The organism is Methylocystis parvus OBBP, assembly GCF_027571405.1.
GTDB lineage: Bacteria > Pseudomonadota > Alphaproteobacteria > Rhizobiales > Beijerinckiaceae > Methylocystis > Methylocystis parva.
Window position 1 is genome coordinate 3,214,863 of sequence record NZ_CP092968.1, and the last position, 19,071, is coordinate 3,233,933.

A 19,071-nucleotide genomic window follows, 5' to 3' on the forward strand; every position below is an offset into this window, starting at 1 on the left:
AGCGCCTTGACCGCTGGCGATTCCGCGGCGGCGGATCTGTCGCGCGGGCAATATCTCGTGGAGGCGCTGGCGGCTTGCGACAATTGCCACACGCCGCGTGGTCCCAATGGTTACGATCTTTCCGCGCGCTTTTCCGGCGGCTCGCAGACTTTCGCAGGTAAAGACTATGTCGCGCGCGGCTCCAATATCTCGCCCGACAAGGAGACGGGAGTGGGCGATTGGGGCGACGATGAGCTGAGCGCAGCCATCGTCGCCGGCGTCGGCCGCGACGGACAGCTTGCGCCCGCCATGCCTTCCGATTCCTACCGCGCGCTGACGAACGCCGATCGCAATGCGATGATCGCCTTCCTGCGCGCGTCGCCGCCCGTGAAGGCGCAGCCCGCGCCGCCGCAGCGCCACGGATCCTGGTCTCCCCATCCGGCGCCGGGCGCCGAAGCGACGTTCGACGAGGCGGCGCTCTCCGACAAGATCAAGCGCGGTCTCTATGTCGCGTCGATCGCCCGCTGCCTGGCCTGCCACAGCGCGGAGGTCGACGACGCGCCCGATCACGTGAACGGGCTCGGCGCCGGCGGCAAGATCTTCCGAACCCCGGCGGGAGTCGCTGTCGCGTCGAACATCACCACGCATCCCGGAAAGGGCGTCGGCGCCTGGTCCGATGACGAGATCAAGCGCGCGGTCACGCAAGGCCTCTCGCGCAAGGGCGAAGCGCTCAAGCCGCCCATGTCCACTCTCGCCAAGGCGCATTTCGCGAAGATGTCGCCGGACGACCTCGATGCGCTCGTCGCCTATCTGCGGACGCTCCCGGCGAAGGAATAGTCAGCGCGGCTTCTCGACTGCCTCCCAAATGGCTTTCGCCAAATCGCCTTCGAAGAGGATGGCGGAGCCGTAATGCGCTTCGATATCGAAGGGCCGCATCCGATTCATGTCGAGCGACGCGCTGTGCAGCGCGATCAGCCGTCCGTCCTCCGAAAAGAGGCCGGAACCCGAACCGCCATAGCCGTCATTGCAGTCGTGACGCGCACGCCGGACATGACTCTCCGTCGGCTCGTCGATCCGATGAATCGCGCACGCTTCAACCGTCGCGGGAAGACGCGTGTTGGAATGTCCCGCAGGCGACACCATCGTCACCGTCATGCCTGATCCCGTCGCAATATCGCTTGCGTCAGGGAGCGGCTGCGGTTTGACGCCCTCGGGCGTCGGTTGAATGAGGCGCAGCAGCGCCCAGTCGTCCGTTATGTGCAGGCCCTTGGACTCGACGGATGCGCCGATCCGCAGACTGTCTGCGTCGAAATAATAATCGCCGCCCGCGATGCGGAAGAAGCAGTCGCCTACGGCATGCGTTGGGATCAAGTTGCGATCGACGAAATTATGCGCGTTCAGAACCACGAGATCGTGCGAACCGATGAGCCATGCGGCCGCGCCGCGCTCCAGCGTTCCGTAATCGGAATAGCACATCAGCACGCCCGCGCCGGCGAAGCGCGCCGCATCGGCTTCGTTCATGAGACGGCGCCCATCCTGCGGATAGAGCGCGATATCGACGATTTGAGCGTTGAGGTTTTCGAAACTGGCGATGAGAAGCCACAGCAGAGATGCGCCGATCAAGCGGCGGACCATGGGATCGGTCATGTCTTTCTTCTGTTCGAAACGCCGTTCGACAGGAGGAGATACTGCAAGGGCGCACGCGTCAAGACGTTCGGGCGCGTGGGGGCGAGCGGAGCCTCGTCAGGAAATACCGGGAGGAGATATGCCGATCTTTCCCGCCGCACATTACCGATAAATCGTGAAGACAGGTCGCGCGCCGTAAATTTATATGCGGTCGGATCGTCTCTCCCATAAAGCGCGGCAAGCGCCCCCAAGGAAGCGACCTTCAACGAACCGGGACAGCTCCAATTACAAAAGAGTGGAGCGTCTATACGAGGCGACGCCATCCTTTCAAGAAGCCATGAGCGGCCTTGCAGGACGTCGCAGGAGGACTCGTCTATGAGGAAATTCCTGAATTCTGTTTCCCTTCTGTCGGTCCTGATCGCCGCGCCCGTGGCGATGGCGACGATGGCCCAGGCGGAAGACAAGCTCGAAGCTCTGACCAAGAGCGAAGACAACTGGGCGATGCAGGGCAAGAACTACAGCGCCAACCACTACAGCACGCTGACCCAGATCAACTCGGACAACGTCAAGAACCTCAAGGTTTCCTGGTCGTTCTCGACGGGCCTCCTCAGCGGCCACGAAGGCGCGCCGATCGTCGTCGACGGCAAGATGTATGTTCATACGTCCTTCCCCAACAACACTTTCGCGCTCGATCTCAGCGATCCGACCCGCATCCTCTGGCAGCACAAGCCCAAGCAGAACGCCGCCGCCCGCGCCGTCGCCTGCTGCGACATCGTTAATCGCGGCCTCGCTTATTGGCCGGGCGACGGCAAGACTCCGTCGCTGGTCGTCAAGACGCTGCTCGACGGCAACGTCGTCGCGCTCAACGCCGAGACGGGCCAGGAATACTGGAAAGTCGAAAATTCCGACTTCAAGGTCGGTTCGACCCTCACCGTCGCTCCGCACATCTACAAGGATGTCGTGCTCATCGGCTCCTCGGGCGCCGAGCTCGGCGTGCGCGGCTACATGACCGCTTATGACGTTCGCACCGGCGAGCAGAAGTGGCGCGCTTATGCGACGGGCCCGGACTCCGAGGTTCTGATCGGCGACGATTTCAACAAGGCGAATCCGCATTACGGTCAGAAGGGCCTCGGCACCTCGACCTGGGAAGGCGACGCCTGGAAGATCGGCGGCGGCACGAATTGGGGCTGGTTCGCTTATGATCCGGGCACCAACCTCGTTTATTACGGCTCGGGCAACCCGGCGCCGTGGAACGAGACGATGCGTCCGGGCGACAACAAGTGGACCATGACCATCTGGGGTCGCGACCTCGAGACCGGCCAGGCCAAGTTCGGCTATCAGAAGACGCCGCATGACGAATGGGATTATGCGGGCATCAACTTCATGATGCTTTCCGAGCAGAAGGACAAGGAAGGCAAGCTGCGCAAGCTGCTGACCCATCCCGACCGTAACGGCATCGTCTACACGCTCGATCGCACCGACGGCACGCTGGTCTCCGCCGACAAGATCGACGACACGGTCAACGTCTTCAAGAAGATCGATCTGAAGTCGGGCCTGCCGGTTCGCGATCCGGAATATGGCACGCGCATGGACCATCTTGCGAAGGACGTTTGTCCGTCGGCGATGGGCTATCACAATCAGGGCCTCGACTCCTACGATCCGACCAAGGAGCTGTTCTTCCTCGGCGTGAATCACATCTGCATGGATTGGGAGCCCTTCATGCTTCCCTACCGCGCGGGTCAGTTCTTCGTCGGCGCCACGCTGAACATGTATCCGGGTCCGAAGGGCGACCGGCAGAAGGCTGAGGGCCTCGGCCAGATCAAGGCCTACAACGCCATCACCGGCCAGTTCAAATGGGAGAAGATGGAGCGCTTCGCGGTTTGGGGCGGCACCGCCGCGACGGCCGGCAACGTCGTCTTCTACGGAACGCTCGACGGCTTCATCAAGGCCCGCAACAGCGACACCGGCGATCTGCTCTGGAAGTTCAAGCTGCCCTCCGGCGTCATCGGTCATCCGATCGTCTACCAGCACAAGGGCGTCGAATATGTCGCCATCCTGTACGGCGTCGGCGGTTGGCCGGGCGTCGGTCTGGTGTTCGACCTTCAGGATCCGACGGCCGGTCTCGGCGCGGTCGGCGCCTTCAAGCAGCTCGCCAACTACACCCAGATGGGCGGCGGCGTGATGGTGTTCTCGCTCAACGGCCAGGGCCCGTACGACGACCTGAACCTCGGCGAATACAAAGCGAACTGATCTCCTTTCCGCTTGAAAAAGGCGACTGTGAGACGATTGCTCGGATGCGCTCGCGCGCGTCCGGGCGACGCCCAATAAACAATAATAGCGAAAGAAAACCACGATGTTGCGTGTCCGCTCATCCGTCTGGTTCGGCGTAGCTGCTCTGGCGCTCCTCGGCGTCGTCAATGCGAGCGCCGCATCTCTTGGCGTTTCTGGCGACGCCGCCAACAGTTCAACTCCGGCCGCGGCGCCGGCTGGCGACCCGAATGCGTTGCGCATTTGCGCCGCAAAGAATCAGCCGCCCCTGTCGCTGGAAGATGGCTCCGGCCTCGAAAACAAGATCGGCGTCGTGCTCGCGGACGCCATGAAGCGCAAGGCGCAATTCGTCTGGTCCGAAAAGCCCGCGATCTATCTCGTGCGCGACTATCTCGACAAAAATCTCTGCGACGTGATCATTGGTCTCGATACCGGCGATCCGCGCGTCGCGACCTCGAAACCTTATTATCGCACCGGCTATGTCTTCGTCACCCGGGCGGATCGCGATCTCGACGTCAAGTCCTGGAACGACGCGCGGCTGAAGAAGCTCGGCCACATCGTCGTCGCTTTCGGCTCGCCCGGCGAAGTGCTGATGAAGGACATGGGCGTCTATGAAGACAACATGGCCTATCTCTACTCGCTGGTGAATTTCAAATCGGCGCGCAATCAGTATACGCAGATCGATCCCAACCGCATGGTCGGCGAGGTCGTAAACGGCGCGGCGGAGATCGCCGTCGGCTTCGCGCCGGATGTCGCGCGCTACGTGAAGGCCTCGGCCGTTCCTCTTCGGATGACGCTGATCGAAGACGACGCGGCGAAGAGCAACGGCGAGAAGGTGCCTCAGCGCTTCGATCAGTCGGTCGCCGTTCGCCGTGACGACAAGGCCTTGCTGGCCGCGGTGGACGCGGCGCTCGTCGCCGCCAGGCCGAAGATCGAGGAAATCCTCAAAACGGAGGGCGTTCCCCTTCTGCCCGTCACCCAATAGATGTGCGGCGATTACCGGATAGGAAGAAAAAAGTGTTGAACCAGAAGAAAAAGATGGCCCGTGTCATGGTCGCCGCGATTGGGGCTTTCGTGGCGGTTTCTGCGATCGCGCAGACGGCCATCACCTTTCGTAACACCATTACGGGCGAGGTCCTGAATTTCAACGACGCTCTGCCGGAAGGGAAAGACACGCCGGCCGTCAAGGAATTCATGACTACGGGCAAGAATCCCTACAATGAAGATATGAGCTGCCTGAAACAGGGCGAGCAGACGTTCCTGTCTGCCTGCTCGGGCTGTCACGGCCATCTCGGCGAAGGCAAGATCGGTCCGGGTCTCAACGACGCCTATTGGACCTATCCGCAAAATGAGACCGACGAAGGCCTGTTCTCGACGATCTATGGCGGCGCGCAGGCGTCGATGGGCCCGCAATATCAGAATCTTCAGCTCGACGAGATGCTGAAGGTGATGGCCTGGGTTCGTCATCTCTTCAAGGAAGCGCCGGAAAAGGCGACCTGGTTGACGGATGAGCAGCGCAAATCTTTCAAGCCTTACGCCGGACACGAGACTCTGCCGGATAACCCGCCCGGCAAGTGCCAGGCCAAGAAGTAAGGCCAAACAGAAGCGAGTTCCGCCCCCATCGGCCGGAGGCGCAAACAAAGAGGCGCAGGCCTCGCATAATTGGAGGAACCAGGGATGCGTAAGATGCATTTCGCCGTGGCGCTCGCCGTCGGCTTCATGTTTACCGCCGGCGGCGCTCTCGCCTATGACGGCACCAAGTGCAAGGCGCCCGGCAATTGCTGGGAGCCCAAGCCCGGCTTCCCGGATAAGGTCGAAGGCTCGAAATACGATCCCAAGCACGATCCCAAGGAGCTCGCCAAGCAGGGCGCGTCAGTCCAGGCGATGGAAGAGCGCAACAAGAAGCGGGTCGAGAATTTTAAGAAGACCGGCAAGTGGGAATATGACGTGAGCAAGATCGCTCAATAACGGCATTCGTCGCGTTCCGTCACGCGATGAATTGAAAGTGGCCGCGATCTGGATCCGATGTTATTCAACAACAGCGCATCGAGTCCGTTCCCGAGATCGCGGCCGCCTTTTTCCGATAGCGTAAGGTCGCGCCCCTTGAACGAGGTCTCCCTATCCGAGCCTAAGCTCGCCGAATGGCGCGAACGCGCGATCGCCTTCGAGCAGGAAATCCAAAAGGCGGTCATCGGCCAGGAACGCGTGATCCGCCTCGTCACGATCGGCGTGTTCGCGCGCGGCCATGTCATGATCGAAGGCGATGTCGGCGTCGGCAAAACGACCTTGCTGCGCGCCGCATCTCGCGCGCTGGGCGGCGATTTCGCCCGTGTCGAAGGCACGGTCGACATGATGCCGAGCGATATTCTTTATCATACCTATCTTGGCGACGACGGCCGTCCGCGCGTCGAGCCTTCCGAACTTTTGCGTCTCGCGGAGACGCTGCCGGTCTTCTTCTTCAACGAGATCAATCGCGCACGGCCGCAAGTCCATTCGCTGCTCCTGCGTCTGATGGCGGAAAGAAGCGTGACGGCGTTCAATCGACTGTATCGTTTCCCTTATCTTCAGGTCTTCGCCGATCGCAATATGGTGGAGCGCGAAGAGACCTTCGAACTCCCCGCCGCCGCGCGCGACCGGTTTTTCATGGAGATTTCCATGGGCGCGCCGACAGATCTGGAAGCGCGGCGCAAGCTGGTTTTCGATCCCGCCTTTCAGGATATGGACGCGCTCCTCGATCGCGTTGGATCAGGGACGGTGGATTATCGTGAAATTGGCGCCGTCGCACGCACGATCCAGGATACGGTGAAGGCGAGCGCGACGCTCGAAAACTATGTGTTGAACCTCTGGCAGGGCCTTACCAAACCCGCCTCCGTCGACATATCTCTCCCGGATGTCGACGTCTCGACGCTGGTCAAAGGCGGCGCCAGCCCGCGCGGGCTCGCGACGCTGGCGCGCGCCGCGCGCGTGCGCGCCTGGCTGGAAGGTCGGGATTATATGACCCCCGACGACGTAAAAGACGTTTTCTTCGAGGTTATGGGGCATCGCATCTTCGTCGACCCCATTCACGCTTTGCGCGGCGACGAGCCGGTCAGTCAGCTTTGCCAAGCCGTTTTCGATGCGACGCCAGTTCCATGAAGACGCCCTTCGACATATTGTATCAGCCGCGCGGACGATTCCAGTCCAATCACGCCGGCGCGCATGTGTCGAGCGAGGTCGGCGGTTTCGGCGTCTTTCGCGATCAGGCGCCCTTCCTGCGCTATCCGGACGCCAGACGCATAGACCTGCGCGCGACCTTGCGCGATCCCTTTGGCGAGACATATGTCCGTCGCTTCGAGCAGAGAAGCGCGATCGACGTCTATGCCCTCGTCGACCTTTCGGCGTCCATGGCGTTCGTCGGCGCCGCGGATCGCTTCGCCGTCGCCTGCGATCTCTGCGCCGCGCTCGCCTTTTCGGCGACGCGGATCGGCGATCGTTTCGGACTCATCGCCGGAGGCGTCGATTTGCGCGAGGATCTATTCCTTCCGGCGACACGTTCGAGAGCCGCAGCATTGCAGGCGGTCGAACGACTCGAATGCGTGCGCCCTATCGCCGCTCACGCCGAGAGCTTGACGGACGCCGCAATGCGTCTCGGCGCGACGCGAAAGCTCGTTCTGCTCATTTCCGATTTCCGCTGGGCGCGGCGCCTGACTCAAAGCGTTTTCGATTCGCTCGCACTCCATGATGTTTTGCCCGTCGCGCTTGTCGATTCCATTGAATTCGACCCGCCGCGCTGGGGTCTATTGGAGTTGCGAGACCCTGAAACCGCCCGTCGGCGTCTTATGGTCATGCGGCCGGCGTTGCGCGACAAATGGATTGCGGCGGAGACGAAGCGGAGGGAAGAACTCATCCGGTTTGCGGCCGGACGCGTTCGGGCGCCGATCTTCATCGAAGACCAATTCGATTCGCGATCGCTCAGTTCGCGTCTCATGGCGGCGTGAGTTGCGTCATGCGTGTCGGGCTTCTCATCATCTTTTCGCTTCTTTGGGCGCTGACCGCGAAGGCTGGCGAACCGGGCGTGACGATCCACTCCGCGCGGCCATTCGGCTATTTCGTCGGCGATCTCATCCGCGCGCGCGTCGAAGTCGTGGCCCCTGCGGATGCCGTTCTCGCCGCCGCTTCCCTCCCACGTCCGGGGCCGCTCAGCGTTTCGCTGGACCTCAAGGAGGTCGACGTTCAGACGACGACGATCGGCGCCGATAAGCGCTGGGACATCGATCTCATCTATCAGAATTTCTATGTCGCGCTCGACGTGCGCAATATCGAAATTCCGGGCTTCGATCTGCGCTTTGGCGACGAGATCATATCCGTTCCCGCTTGGAGCGTCGGCGTGGCGCCCTTGCGCGAGATCGCCCCGGCGAAGCAGGAGCGTCCCGAGGATTACTTGCGACCAGATGCGCCAATGGTTCTTGCCGAGGAGGCGCAGCCCAAGCGCCTGGCGCTCGCCTTCGCTGCGCTTTCTTTGCTGGTCCTTGGCGCCGTCGCGCGGGATCGCGCCTGGCCTCCGTTCAATAAGCGGCGCGCGCGCATGTTCAGCGCGCTCGCCCGCGAACTCGCCGCAATGGCGCGAGCCGGCGACGACGCCCTTCCAGAAGCCATGCGGAGCATGCATCGCACGATCGATCGCGCCAATGGCGGATCGCTTCTCGCCGAGGACGTCTCCGCCTTTTTGTCACGGCGACCGGAATTCACCTCTTTGAAGCCGTCCATCGATCGTTTCTTTTCCGCATCGCGCGACGCCTTTTTTTCGGACGTGGCGGGACGAGCCGGTTACAGCTTTACCGAGCTCCTCGACTTCGCAAAGGCGCTCGCTCGACTGGAGCGCGCGCAATGACGCCGCTCAGTTTCGATCATCCGGGCGCGTTCCTGCTTGCGCCGCTCGCCGTCGCGCCATTGCTGCGATCCACCTTGCGCGCGTCATCGATCCCATCGCTGCAATGCCTCCCGGCGGACAGCGTCTCCGACCTCGTCGACGCCGTGCTGAAATTAGTTGGCGTCACGGCGCTCCTTGCGAGCCTCATCGGAGCGGCCGGGCCATTTTTTCCGGAAGAAGAGATCGAACGCGTCGCCGAGGGCGCGCAGATCGTGATGCTGATCGATCGCAGCGGCAGCATGAATGAGACTTTCGCGGGTAGAAACCCGTCCGGCGGCGAGGAGTCCAAGGCGGCGGCGGCCAAGCGCATCCTGAAAGCCTTCGTAGACAGCCGCCGCCGCGATCTCGTCGGCGTCGCGGCTTTCTCGACGTCCCCCATGCTGGTCACGCCGCTTTCGGATCACCCCGACGCGACCAAGGCTGCGATCGACGCCATGGACCGTCCCGGCCTCGACTACACCAATATTGCGCGCGGTCTGGCGATGGCGCTGTCGATGTTTCGCGCGAGCGATTCAAATTTTTCGCGCGCCATCCTGCTGATCTCGGATGGCGCGGGCGTCATCGATCCGCGAATCCAGGACAATCTGCGCGCGGATTTCAGAAAGACCCGCGTCAATCTCTATTGGCTCTTCCTGCGCACCGAAGGAAGCCGGGGAATTTACGATTCGCCCGAAGGCGACGCAGAGTCGCCGCAGGCGGCGCCGGAACGGCATCTCGATCTCTATTTCAAGTCGCTCGGCGTTCCGTATCGCGCTTTTGAGGCGGAAGGGCCGGAAGCGACGGAAAACGCGCTGCAGCAGATCGACCGGCTTGAACGCAGGCCCATGCGCTATTTCGAAAAGCTGCCACGCCGCGATCTGGGCGGCGATTTTTTCGCCGTAGCGCTATGTGCGGCGATCCTGCTTCTCGTCGCGAAACTGTCGGAAGTCCGCCTCTCATCGTCGAGAGGCGCACGATGATCGAGCGTCTACGAAAGTCATTTCTGAGTTATTGTCGCAAGCGACGCTCCATATATCTCATCGCTCTGTTTCCCGGCTTCGTCTTCGCTACGTTTTTTGAAGGCTTGGAATGGCGGCGCGCGGTTGCGACGAATGATGTCATCGAGGCGCTTCGCGCCAGGCGCGATATTCCCGTCGACGTCGACGCGCGGCCGGAGGCGCTGCTGGCGCGTATCGCCTTTCTCACGAAGCAAGATCGACTCGAACAGGCGCACGGCCTCCTGGAGGCGCTGGATCGCAGCAAAGATGCGCAAACGCGTGCGCGCGCGCATTATCTCGTCGCGAACGCGCTGCTGCGCACGGCTCTGGAGCATATTGAAAGATCCGAGCTCGAAGTCGCCAGTCCCTTTGTCAATCTCTCGAAGCGTGAATATCGCCGGGCGCTTCAGCTCGACCCCGAATTCTGGGACGCGAAATTCAACATCGACGTGGCGGCGCGGCTCGTGCGCGATTTTCCGGAATTCGAAAAAAAGAGCGGGGACGAACTCACCGCCGATCCCAAGAAGCTTTGGACCGACATTCCCGGCAAGCCGAAAGGTCTGCCCTGATGCGTTGCGACCTCCGCGATCCCCGTTTGATCCTGCTGACGCTGACGGCCGCGCTCCTCCTTGCGACTTTCGTCGCGCCGCAGATTGACGTGAGGCGTCCCGGCTTCGACCTTCTCGCTGTCGTCGACATCACCGGCAGCATGAATGTTCGCGATTACGCCGCCGGCGGGAAGCCGATCAGCCGCCTCGAAAAGGTCAAGGCCGTCTTGCGCCAGTTGATCGCTCGTCTGCCTTGTCCGTCGCGCGTGGCGCTTGGCGTCTTCACAGAGCGGCGACCCTTCCTGCTCTTCGAGCCGATTGACGCCTGCGCGGATTTTTCTCCGCTGGAAGCCGCGATCGCAGCGATCGACTGGCGCATGGCGTGGGAAGGCGACAGCCGGATTTCTGCGGGACTGTTCCGCGCCGTCGATATGGCGCGTGAATTAAAGACTGATCTTTTGTTTTTCACGGATGGACAGGAGGCGCCGCCTTTGCCCGCTTCGGGCGGACCCGTCTTCGAGGCGAAGCCAGGCGAAACGCGCGGGCTGATCGTCGGGACCGGCGGTTACGACCTGTCGCCGATCCCCAAATTCGACGACAAAGGCCGCGAAACTGGCTTCGTCGCAATCGACGACGTGCCGCATGAAAGCCGTTTCGGCCTGCCGCCCAAAGGGGCCGAGCGACGCGAAGGCTTCAACGCGCGCAACGCGCCATTTGGCGCAACGGCCGTGGTCGGCGTGGAGCATTTGTCCTCGGTGAAGGAAGATTATCTCCGCACGCTCTCGGAAAAGACCGGCCTCGGCTATTTTCATCTCGACGACAAGGCGAGCCTGCTCGACGCCTATCGCGCGGCCGGGACGGAGCGGCCTCGCGCCGGCAAGCTCGACATGCGCCCCTATCTTGGCGGCTTGTCCGCCGCCTGCCTGTTCGCCGCCTTTTCCGTCGCCCCGCTTTTGGAGCGTCTTGCGCGTAATCGGCAAACGACGCGCTTCGCAAGGAAATAACAATGAGGGAGATCCACAATGAGAAGAACGGTGTCGCTGACGGCCTTCCTGTTCGCCGCGCCGGCCCTGGCGCATGGGCCGACGCCGATCAAGGTCGACGAAACGATCGTTATTTCCGCCGATCCTAAGGCCGTGTGGGCTGTCGCGGGTAAATTCGACGGGCTCGCCGCCTGGCACCCGGATGTCCAGTCCGTGAAAGCCGCCGGCGGCGACGCGGCCGGCGCCGAGCGTGAAGTGACGCTAAAAAAGGGCGGCGCGTTAAAGGAAGGCCTCGACGAATATGACGCCGCCGCGCACAAGCTCTCCTGGCGCATGTCCGATCCCAACCTCGATGCGTTGCCCGTGAGTTCTTACTCACTTTCCTTCTCTGTAGAGCCGGCCCCGGGCGGCGGCAGCCAGGTTAAGTGGTACGGACGTCTTTATCGCGGCGACACGAGCAATGAGCCGCCGGACAATCTGAATGACGACGCGGCGCGCACCGCGATGGCGGCCTACCTCCACAATGGGCTGGAGGGTCTGAAGAAAAAGGTCGAGGGCAAATAGCATGAGGGCCGCCTCGCGTCTCGAAAACGAGGTTCGCGCTCGCTGCGTCCCTCCTCTGCGCCGCTTGCGGCGGAGGGGAGGGCCAGAGGCGCGATAAAGCGAGGGTTCAGACCAGCTTCATCGCGACTTTGTTTTCGACGGCGATGCGAAGAAGATCGGCCTTCGACCGCGCGCCGAGTTTGCGCTTCAGCAGAATGCAGTTGTTCGCGACGGTCTTGTACGAAACTTTCAAAATATGCGCGATCTCCGTCATGTCCTTGCCATTGGCGAGGTTGCGCAGGATTTCGATTTCCCGGCTGTTGAGCGCATCGAGCGGATTCCTGGTGAGGCTCTGATCGGCGAAGGCGAGCTTGAGCGCCAGATTGCCGGATAAATAGCGTTCGCCCGCGCCGACAGATCGGATCGCCTTGATGAAGACCTTGGGGTCCTCGCTTTTCGCAAGATAGCCTCGCGCGCCGCGTTCGATCGCGCGGGCGGCGAAAACCGGATCGTCGTTCATGGTGAAAACGATGATCTTCGCATTGGGATTGCGTTTCAACAGCAGACGCAGCAATTCGAAACCGGAGACGCCGGGAAGGTTGATGTCGAGGACGATCACGTCCGGCGCAATCGACGCATATTTCTCCAGCGCTTCATCGGCGTTGTGGGCCTCGTGCACGTCGATGTCTTTTTGTCCGGAGAGCATGCCGCGGCAGCCCTCGATCACCATCGGATGGTCGTCGACGATTAAAACGCGCATGACGATTTTTCTTGTTGTGGACTTCGATCTTTTGTTGTGAAAACCGGACGCTGTGTCAATCATCTTGTGGCCTTTCAGGCCCATCTTTCCCAGGCGGCGGCTGATGGTTTCCCTAAGGGCAGGGCTGAGCTGGTTGATCGGCGTCGCGCTTCTCGCGACGCTTCTCATCAATCTCACGATACAGTTGATACATGCGGGTCCCCGCGTTCGCGCCGAGGCGGGAAGCAATCTCCGCCTCGCGCGGGAATTTGTCCTGACGACGATTGCAAATCTTCCCGATAACGACAATCCGGCGCCTATTTTGCGCAGACTTTACGCAAATCTTGGCAGCCTGCGCCATGTCGACATCAAGGTCCTTGAACGCGGGGAATCGCCGCCGCCGCGCTGGTCGGCGGCCGATCATCCCAATGACGCCGGTCCCCCCGCATGGTTCGTCAAACTGGTCGACGTTCCTCCGCCCCGAGTCATCCTTGCGCCCATCCGCGTCCGCGACAGCGATTTCGGAAGCGTGGCGATCATCTCCAATCCGCTGGACGAACTGGAGGAGATCTGGTCCGACATGACGTGGCTGGCGTCGATCAGCCTTGTCGTGACGCTCGCGATCATTGCCCTCGTCCTTCTACTCGTCCGCTTCTCCCTCACGCCGTTCGGCGCCTTGCAGGCCGGTCTCGCCGATCTGGAAGCCGGGAAGAGCGGCGTCCGGATCGCGCCCCGCGGCGCCTCGGAATTTCGACAAATCTCAAATGCGCTCAATTCTCTCGCCGCCACATTGGACCGCGTGCGTCAGGAAAACCGCGATCTCGTCAACGAGCTCATCGAAATTCAGGAAAGCGAGCGCAAGGAAATTGCGCGCGATCTGCATGACGAAGCAGGACCTTGTCTTTTTTCGATCCGCGCCGCCGCGGTCTCGCTGCAGGACGCGCTCGCTCATTCGCCGCCGAATCTGGAGCGCCTAAGACAGATCAGCGCGATCGTGGATCGCGCGAGCGAAGCGCTCCAGTCGCTGGTGAGAGGGCTTCTCGGGCGTCTGAGGCCAAAGGGGCTCTCCGAGCTTGGCCTCAAGACGGCTCTGGAAAGCCTTTTCGCCTCCTGGTCGCTCAGCCATCCGGAGGTCGACCTGCGGCTTCTGTCGCCGCATGATTTGTCGTCGCTCGACGAAACGACCGCCTTCGCCGCCTATCGACTCGTGCAGGAGAGCGTGACTAATATTTTCCGCCACGCCAAGGCGAGCTGGGCTCAGGTCTCGGTGACCTTCGGGTGGGACAAGGTCGACGAAACAGGAGAAGGCGAAGCGGAAGAGGCTCCGACATTGACCCTTGTCATCGAGGACAATGGGATCGGCATCGCGAAAGAGCGTCGCTCGGGCATGGGGCTGCTCGGCATGTTCGAGCGTGTGCAAGGACTGGGCGGCGCGATGAAAGTCGAGCGGCGAGATGGAGGCGGCACGCGGGTGATCGTCTCGCTCCCGATCCGCGACGAAGAAGAGCAGGATTGCGAGTAGAGCCGAATTCGCAGGGAATTTCTGACCGGCGCCGAAGGGCCTCCTGTCGCAGGGCTCTTGGTTCGACACTCGCGGAATGACGAAACTCGAGCATTTCGGCGTGCAAAACATTGGCATTGATACGCATTGTAGCAGAGGTTCCGCGTATCGCTTCCTGCCGCCTGAAAGAGCGGCGCCCGCATTCGGCGAAGCGCCGGACGCGAGCGCTGATCTGTTTAGGCGACTTTGTTCACGCCTGTGAGTCGGGACGCCCGCCAGGCTAGGCGGCCGGACTTAAAATCTCTCCTCCAACGGGTCTATTGCATGCGCAAAGCGATCCGGTTTGCAGGGCGTCGAGCACCCGCAGCGTATCTTGCGGCGCGCGACCGACGTCGAGATTCGTCGCGTAAATGTGCTGGACCACATTTTCGGGATCGACAATGAACGTCACGCGATACGCCACGCCTTCCGGCGATCGAACGCCCAGCGCATCGACGAGGCTTCCTTTCGGATCGGCGAATTGCCAGATCGGCAGCTTTGAAAGGTCGTTGTGGCTCCGTCGCCAGGCGAGCTTGACGAATTCATTGTCGGTCGAGCCGCCAAGAACGACTGCGTTCCGGGCGTCGAATTCTCCCGCGAGCCGCGCGAACTCGGCGATTTCAGTCGGACAGACGAATGTGAAGTCCTTTGGGTAGAAGAAAATGATCTTCCACTTCCCCGGGAAGCTTTCCTGCGATACGGGCTCGAACGCGCTGACGTCGCTCTCGACAATCTCATTGAAACCCGGCTTCACCCCGGTTACCTCGAAATCGGGCAACCTCTCTCCAATTCCCAGCATGTCGTCTGCTCCTTTTGCTAGATTGCGTCATTGGCGAACCAGGCCGCGCCGCGCGGTTCGAGATCTCGCGCAATTGCTCGAACGGCGCGGGCGAAGGCCCCTAGCTGCAGTCGGTAGCGCCGCGTAGGGAGCCCCATGATTTTCGCAGCAAGTCTTGACGACGTCGACTTCGTTGGGCGGCGCCTCATCCATTATCGGGCGTCTGACGCGCTTCGATTCCAGAGCGACTCGAAACGCGCCACCTGCTCCGGCAGGAGGTCGCGGCTTGAATTCCGCGCGACAAAGATCTTGAACATCGGCTCGCCGGCCTTGTTGAAGAATTGAACCGAACACGAGCGTCTTCCGTGAAATCGGCGATCCACGAGATATATGCCGCGACAATTGTCGATTTTGATGTGACCGTGGATCGGGCTCGAATGGCTCAGGTTGAAATATCCATAGCCATGAGAGCCCGCGGGAAGAGAGCCCCTGCATTCGAGGATGACGTCCGCTGTCTGAACAATGAACACGATATCTCCCCAATCGGAAATCTCGCGCCATACGTCGTCGAAGCGGTCCGCGGCGATCATTCTCCTCTCTTCCGCCGGCGTCGCCTCAAGGACCGACAATGTCGACACGCCGACATCTCTTGCGATCGCTTCGAGAACCCCGTCCGGCTTTGCCGCGAGCGCCTCGCGTATTCGCGCTTCGAGCGCATGGGCTTTCGGACCTTGCGTCGACGGCGCGCGCGTTACGATGTCCAGCATGTTCGAGCCTTATTCCGTTGTCTTGGGCGCGTAATTGGGGTTTTCCTCGACGAGCACGACATCGAAGCCTTCGAACTCGGGGCCGCCGAGATAAAGGTCGCGGTTCTGGCCGGCGTTCTTATGGGCCTCCCGAAAATGTTCCGAGTGAGTCCAATCGAGGAAATGTTGCTTCGTTTCCCAGAGGGCATGGGAGGAGTAGAGCGTATAATCTTCTCTTTCGGGACCCTTGAGGAGATGGAAGACGATAAAACCGGGCCTCTCGCTGAGACGCGACTGGCGCGACCTCCAGACGCTTTCGAAATCGGACTCTCTTCCCTTGACGATTTTGAAGCGGTTCATCGCGATAAACATATTTGATCTCCTGTCGGCAGCGCCGGACGGCTCCTGCCAGCGTTTGCGTTTTTCCGGGGCTCCGAATTGGATCAGGTTCCGATCGATATCCAGAAAGCCGCCTTGACGCATCCCCCAAGGCTTATCGCCGAAGGGCAAAAGCCTTGCGACTTGTTCGCTGGCCGGAAAGGCTCCTCGGAGAGCCCGCTCGGTCGCGTCCGCATCGACGACACGTATGAAGGCGCCCGCGTCATTCTGCTCGGGATCGAGATGCGGACTCGCGAAGAAATGCAGTTCGACCCAATCCAGGCGCGCGATAACATAGCCGTCGCCTTCAGCGATCTCAACGACATCGAATCCCATGCTTCGATAAAATGCGGCCGTCGCCGCGAGATTCCGCGCCGGTAAGACGGGCGCCACGCATGTGCGGCTTGCGTCCCGCACATAGGGTCCGAACATGAGGTTGGCGCCGGCGCTGTCGGTTGTCATTGCGGATTGGTTCGTGGGATCATCGAGTCGAACTCCTCCATTCGCGTGCGGTCCGGCCCAACGGGACCGACCCAGGATTCGAGCCCGATCAGCCCGAATTTCCAGGCCAAAAAGCTCTCTTCATTCACCCAGACAGTTAAAGACAGATAGACGACGCCGTCATCGTTCTCCCGGCCTTTGGCGAAGCGGCAGGAGAGATAGCCCGGCGCCGATTGAAAGCTCAGTTGCTTCATGGCCCAGCGCTTTTCAAAGGCCGGTTCGTGACCTTTGAGAATTTTGATTTGCTCGGACGCCATGAACATGTCTGCACTCCTTTTCAAAGCTGCGGCCGCCGCATCTCCTGGATCATGCGCCTTTAATTGACAGCGAATTTTCCTCCGAGCGAGAACCGTATCGTCAATCCCGGGCTCGGCGCGGCGTTACGATACTGCGTGTAATTCCGATTCGTCGCGTTGGAGATCAGCACATTGGTGAAGATTCTGTCATTCCAGTCGTAATTCGCGAACAGATCCACCAGATCATATGGCTTGCCGGCGTAGGCGATATTGACGGGAAGCGACGAAATCAACGTCTGGCACTGATTGTTGGCGTCCGCATAGGCGTAATAATCGCAGTTGCGGCCTCCGACCGCGGTGTAGCGTATGCCGGCGGTCAAAGCGTTGTTCTGAAGGCCCCGAAAGGCCAGCGTGCCGCTGATGCGACTCGGCGCAACCGTCGCGAGAGGGGCGTTTGTTGTAAGATTTCTGCCGTCATTGATGAAGCCGGAGACGGAAAAGAAGCCTCCGCCCCAGTCATAGGCGCCTTCCCCCTCGATACCGCTGATTTGCGCCTTGGCGACGTTCTGATACTGATAATCCCGAATGCCGAAGCAGAGAAACGGACGGGTCGCGCATGTCGAAACGGGATAGCCGGGGATAAACGGCACCAGATGCGCCGCTCCGGTCTCTTCAATGTCAATATAGTTTTCGACCTGGTTCACGAAGCCGCCAAATTTTCCGCGAAGCTTGTCGCCCGGCGTGACGATGTCATTGAAAGAGACATTGACGCCGCCTTCGACATTTCGGGCGATTTCCGGTCGCAGCGTCGGATTCGGCAAGATATTGAAGGCCGGGAAGGGGTGTGTGCCGCTGATGAGCGTCTCGGTGACCGAAGGCGCGCGGTAGCCTTCCGCGTAGCCGCCATAGACCTCGACCCCTTCCAATGGCGACAGGCCTACCGTGATCTTAGGGTTCAGTCGCTGTCCGCCGGAGGAGTAGGCTCCCCCCTGAAGCGAATACTGATCGTATCGCAGCGCCCCGAGCACACGCAACCATCCGCCATACCGAAGCTCGTCTTGAATGAAGGCTCCACTCAGATCGCGACGCCCGGACGGCGTCAGCGCCGTCAAGCTGCCGCCGGTCGCGTATTCCTGAGTCACGACCTGATCAAACGCGCCATCGCCGCCGATCGTCACGGCGTGATCGAAAGTCAGCAGCATGAATCGGGACGTATTGTTGACGTCGAAGCCCCAGGTTCCGATGTGGTTCGATCTTTGTCCATCCACTCTCCCGCCTGTCGCGTAAGTCGTCTGCGTAGGCGCGAGGAGCGTCTGATCCTGAAGCGTCTCCGTGTAGTAGCCCTTCGCGCTGAAATCGATCAGCGGATATTCGGGCCGCGCGAAACGATAACCGAGCGTGAAAGTGCGCGCATCAAGGCCCGTCGCGAAGCGGGTTGATTGATTGTCCGTTCCACTATTGGCGTAGTCGAAGTGCTGAACCAGCGCCGAGGCCGTCACCCTATGCCCCTCGAGAGGCGTAAAAGTCGCCTTGGCCAAGCCGCCGATCACCTCGTTGCCCGTGTCGGGAACGATCTTTCCCGCACCGTCATAGTAGGCGGTTCGATTGCGATAGACGAATTGACCAAACACGCCGCCCATGCCGCCGAGCCGCGCGGCGAGCGCGGAATTGCTCATGAAGCCCCATCGATTCGATGAGAGCTGAACTTTCTGCGTCGCTCCGTAGCGCTCTTCCGGCTTCAGAATATCGTCGACGTCGCGCGTGCGGAACGACACCACGCCGCCAATGGCGCCGGACCCGTAAATATTTGACGTGGGCCCCCGTGTGACGTCAGCCTGCGCGAGAAACTCCGGCTCGAGAAAAAACGTGCCGTTTGCGCTATGACCGCTCGTTTGAAAATTTTGCCGCGCGCCGTCGACCAGCACATTGACGCGACCGAAATCCTGCAGACCGCGAATATTGACCGCTTGACCCGGGTCGTTAGCTTGCTCCTGAACCGTGACGCTCGGCACTTCGCGCAGCACGTCCGAGATCGTCGTCGTCTGGAACCGCTCCATATAGCTGCGATTGACCACGCTGGTGGCGGCGAGCGCCTGGACGGCCTTCTCCGGCGTTCTCTTCGTGGTGACGGCGGGCGTCTCGAAGCGCTCGACTCCACTATTGTGGAACTTCCGCGCGGCCGTTGCGCGGCCAATGTCGATCGTTGGAAGGGATTGTTGCGCAGCCGCCGGCGAAGTCATCGCGGCAAAGGCGGCGATGGAAACAGCATGGAGCGACGCGACCCGCCCCGATTGACAAACATGACGCATGAAAGAAAGCC

20 protein-coding genes are annotated in these 19,071 nt (G+C 61.1%); 13 read left to right on the forward strand and 7 right to left on the reverse strand.

Annotated features, from left to right (window positions below; all coding sequences use genetic code 11):
• Positions 1-6 precede the first annotated feature (6 nt).
• A complete protein-coding gene (locus MMG94_RS15645; protein ID WP_244415453.1) occupies positions 7-816 on the forward strand; it encodes a c-type cytochrome in 810 nt (269 codons plus the stop codon).
• On the opposite strand, the gene MMG94_RS15650 is transcribed toward MMG94_RS15645, so the two are convergent.
• Complete coding sequence (locus tag MMG94_RS15650; protein ID WP_016921195.1) at positions 817-1,626, reverse strand: trypsin-like serine peptidase; 810 nt, start codon at positions 1,624-1,626, stop codon at positions 817-819. It lies immediately after the preceding gene.
• Positions 1,627-1,980: 354 nt separating this feature from the next.
• On the opposite strand from MMG94_RS15650, the gene MMG94_RS15655 reads away from it, so the two are divergent.
• From MMG94_RS15655 to MMG94_RS15705, 11 genes are all read left to right on the forward strand, one after another.
• The gene (locus tag MMG94_RS15655; RefSeq protein ID WP_016921196.1) at positions 1,981-3,855 is read left to right on the forward strand and encodes a methanol/ethanol family PQQ-dependent dehydrogenase; all 1,875 of its coding nucleotides are present in this window, start codon (positions 1,981-1,983) and stop codon (positions 3,853-3,855) included.
• 103 nt (positions 3,856-3,958) lie between these two features.
• Positions 3,959-4,858: a methanol oxidation system protein MoxJ gene (moxJ, locus tag MMG94_RS15660; RefSeq protein WP_016921197.1), complete on the forward strand. Its 900-nt coding sequence runs from the start codon at positions 3,959-3,961 to the stop codon at positions 4,856-4,858.
• Between the two features lie 53 nt (positions 4,859-4,911).
• A complete protein-coding gene (gene moxG, locus MMG94_RS15665) occupies positions 4,912-5,466 on the forward strand; it encodes a cytochrome c(L), periplasmic (RefSeq protein WP_051001153.1) in 555 nt (184 codons plus the stop codon).
• 84 nt (positions 5,467-5,550) lie between these two features.
• On the forward strand, positions 5,551-5,841 hold the full coding sequence (locus tag MMG94_RS15670; protein WP_016921199.1) for a methanol dehydrogenase [cytochrome c] subunit: 291 nt from the start codon (positions 5,551-5,553) through the stop codon (positions 5,839-5,841).
• 135 nt (positions 5,842-5,976) lie between these two features.
• A complete protein-coding gene (locus tag MMG94_RS15675; protein WP_016921200.1) occupies positions 5,977-7,008 on the forward strand; it encodes an AAA family ATPase in 1,032 nt (343 codons plus the stop codon).
• Positions 7,005-7,850: a DUF58 domain-containing protein gene (locus MMG94_RS15680; protein WP_016921201.1), complete on the forward strand. Its 846-nt coding sequence runs from the start codon at positions 7,005-7,007 to the stop codon at positions 7,848-7,850. The genes MMG94_RS15675 and MMG94_RS15680 overlap by 4 nt, the downstream gene beginning before the upstream one ends.
• An 8-nt stretch (positions 7,851-7,858) precedes the next feature.
• Positions 7,859-8,743, forward strand: a complete 885-nt coding sequence (locus MMG94_RS15685) for a hypothetical protein (protein ID WP_016921202.1) — start codon at positions 7,859-7,861, stop codon at positions 8,741-8,743.
• Positions 8,740-9,741, forward strand: a complete 1,002-nt coding sequence (locus MMG94_RS15690) for a vWA domain-containing protein (protein WP_016921203.1) — start codon at positions 8,740-8,742, stop codon at positions 9,739-9,741. The genes MMG94_RS15685 and MMG94_RS15690 overlap by 4 nt, the downstream gene beginning before the upstream one ends.
• Entirely contained in the window at positions 9,738-10,328 is a 591-nt protein-coding gene (locus MMG94_RS15695) for a hypothetical protein (protein ID WP_016921204.1), read from the forward strand. Before MMG94_RS15690 ends, MMG94_RS15695 begins: the two co-directional genes overlap by 4 nt.
• Positions 10,328-11,311, forward strand: coding sequence for a vWA domain-containing protein (locus MMG94_RS15700; RefSeq protein WP_016921205.1), 984 nt, complete (start codon positions 10,328-10,330; stop codon positions 11,309-11,311). The genes MMG94_RS15695 and MMG94_RS15700 overlap by 1 nt, the downstream gene beginning before the upstream one ends.
• 18 nt (positions 11,312-11,329) lie before the next feature.
• Entirely contained in the window at positions 11,330-11,854 is a 525-nt protein-coding gene (locus MMG94_RS15705; RefSeq protein WP_016921206.1) for an SRPBCC family protein, read from the forward strand.
• A 106-nt stretch (positions 11,855-11,960) separates the two neighbouring features.
• Here the strand turns inward: MMG94_RS15705 and MMG94_RS15710 are convergent, their stop codons facing one another.
• Entirely contained in the window at positions 11,961-12,593 is a 633-nt protein-coding gene (locus MMG94_RS15710) for a response regulator transcription factor (protein WP_026016438.1), read from the reverse strand.
• Positions 12,594-12,696: 103 nt separating this feature from the next.
• Here MMG94_RS15710 and MMG94_RS15715 point away from each other — a divergent pair, with 103 nt between their 5' ends.
• Entirely contained in the window at positions 12,697-14,094 is a 1,398-nt protein-coding gene (locus MMG94_RS15715) for a histidine kinase (RefSeq protein WP_040579439.1), read from the forward strand.
• 259 nt (positions 14,095-14,353) lie between these two features.
• Here MMG94_RS15715 and MMG94_RS15720 read toward each other — a convergent pair whose 3' ends face one another.
• The 5 genes from MMG94_RS15720 to MMG94_RS15740 form a co-directional block, all read right to left on the reverse strand.
• Positions 14,354-14,911 (reverse strand): peroxiredoxin, encoded by a 558-nt coding sequence (locus tag MMG94_RS15720; RefSeq protein WP_016921209.1) that lies wholly within the window; start codon positions 14,909-14,911, stop codon positions 14,354-14,356.
• Positions 14,912-15,102: 191 nt separating this feature from the next.
• Complete coding sequence (gene hutX / locus MMG94_RS15725) at positions 15,103-15,657, reverse strand: heme utilization cystosolic carrier protein HutX (protein WP_016921210.1); 555 nt, start codon at positions 15,655-15,657, stop codon at positions 15,103-15,105.
• Between the two features lie 9 nt (positions 15,658-15,666).
• Positions 15,667-16,008, reverse strand: coding sequence for a heme-degrading protein HmuQ (hmuQ, locus tag MMG94_RS15730; RefSeq protein ID WP_026016440.1), 342 nt, complete (start codon positions 16,006-16,008; stop codon positions 15,667-15,669).
• Between the two features lie 464 nt (positions 16,009-16,472).
• Complete coding sequence (locus MMG94_RS15735; RefSeq protein ID WP_016921212.1) at positions 16,473-16,778, reverse strand: antibiotic biosynthesis monooxygenase family protein; 306 nt, start codon at positions 16,776-16,778, stop codon at positions 16,473-16,475.
• Positions 16,779-16,831: 53 nt separating this feature from the next.
• Positions 16,832-19,060, reverse strand: coding sequence for a TonB-dependent hemoglobin/transferrin/lactoferrin family receptor (locus MMG94_RS15740; RefSeq protein WP_026016441.1), 2,229 nt, complete (start codon positions 19,058-19,060; stop codon positions 16,832-16,834).
• Between the last annotated feature and the right edge of the window lie 11 nt (positions 19,061-19,071).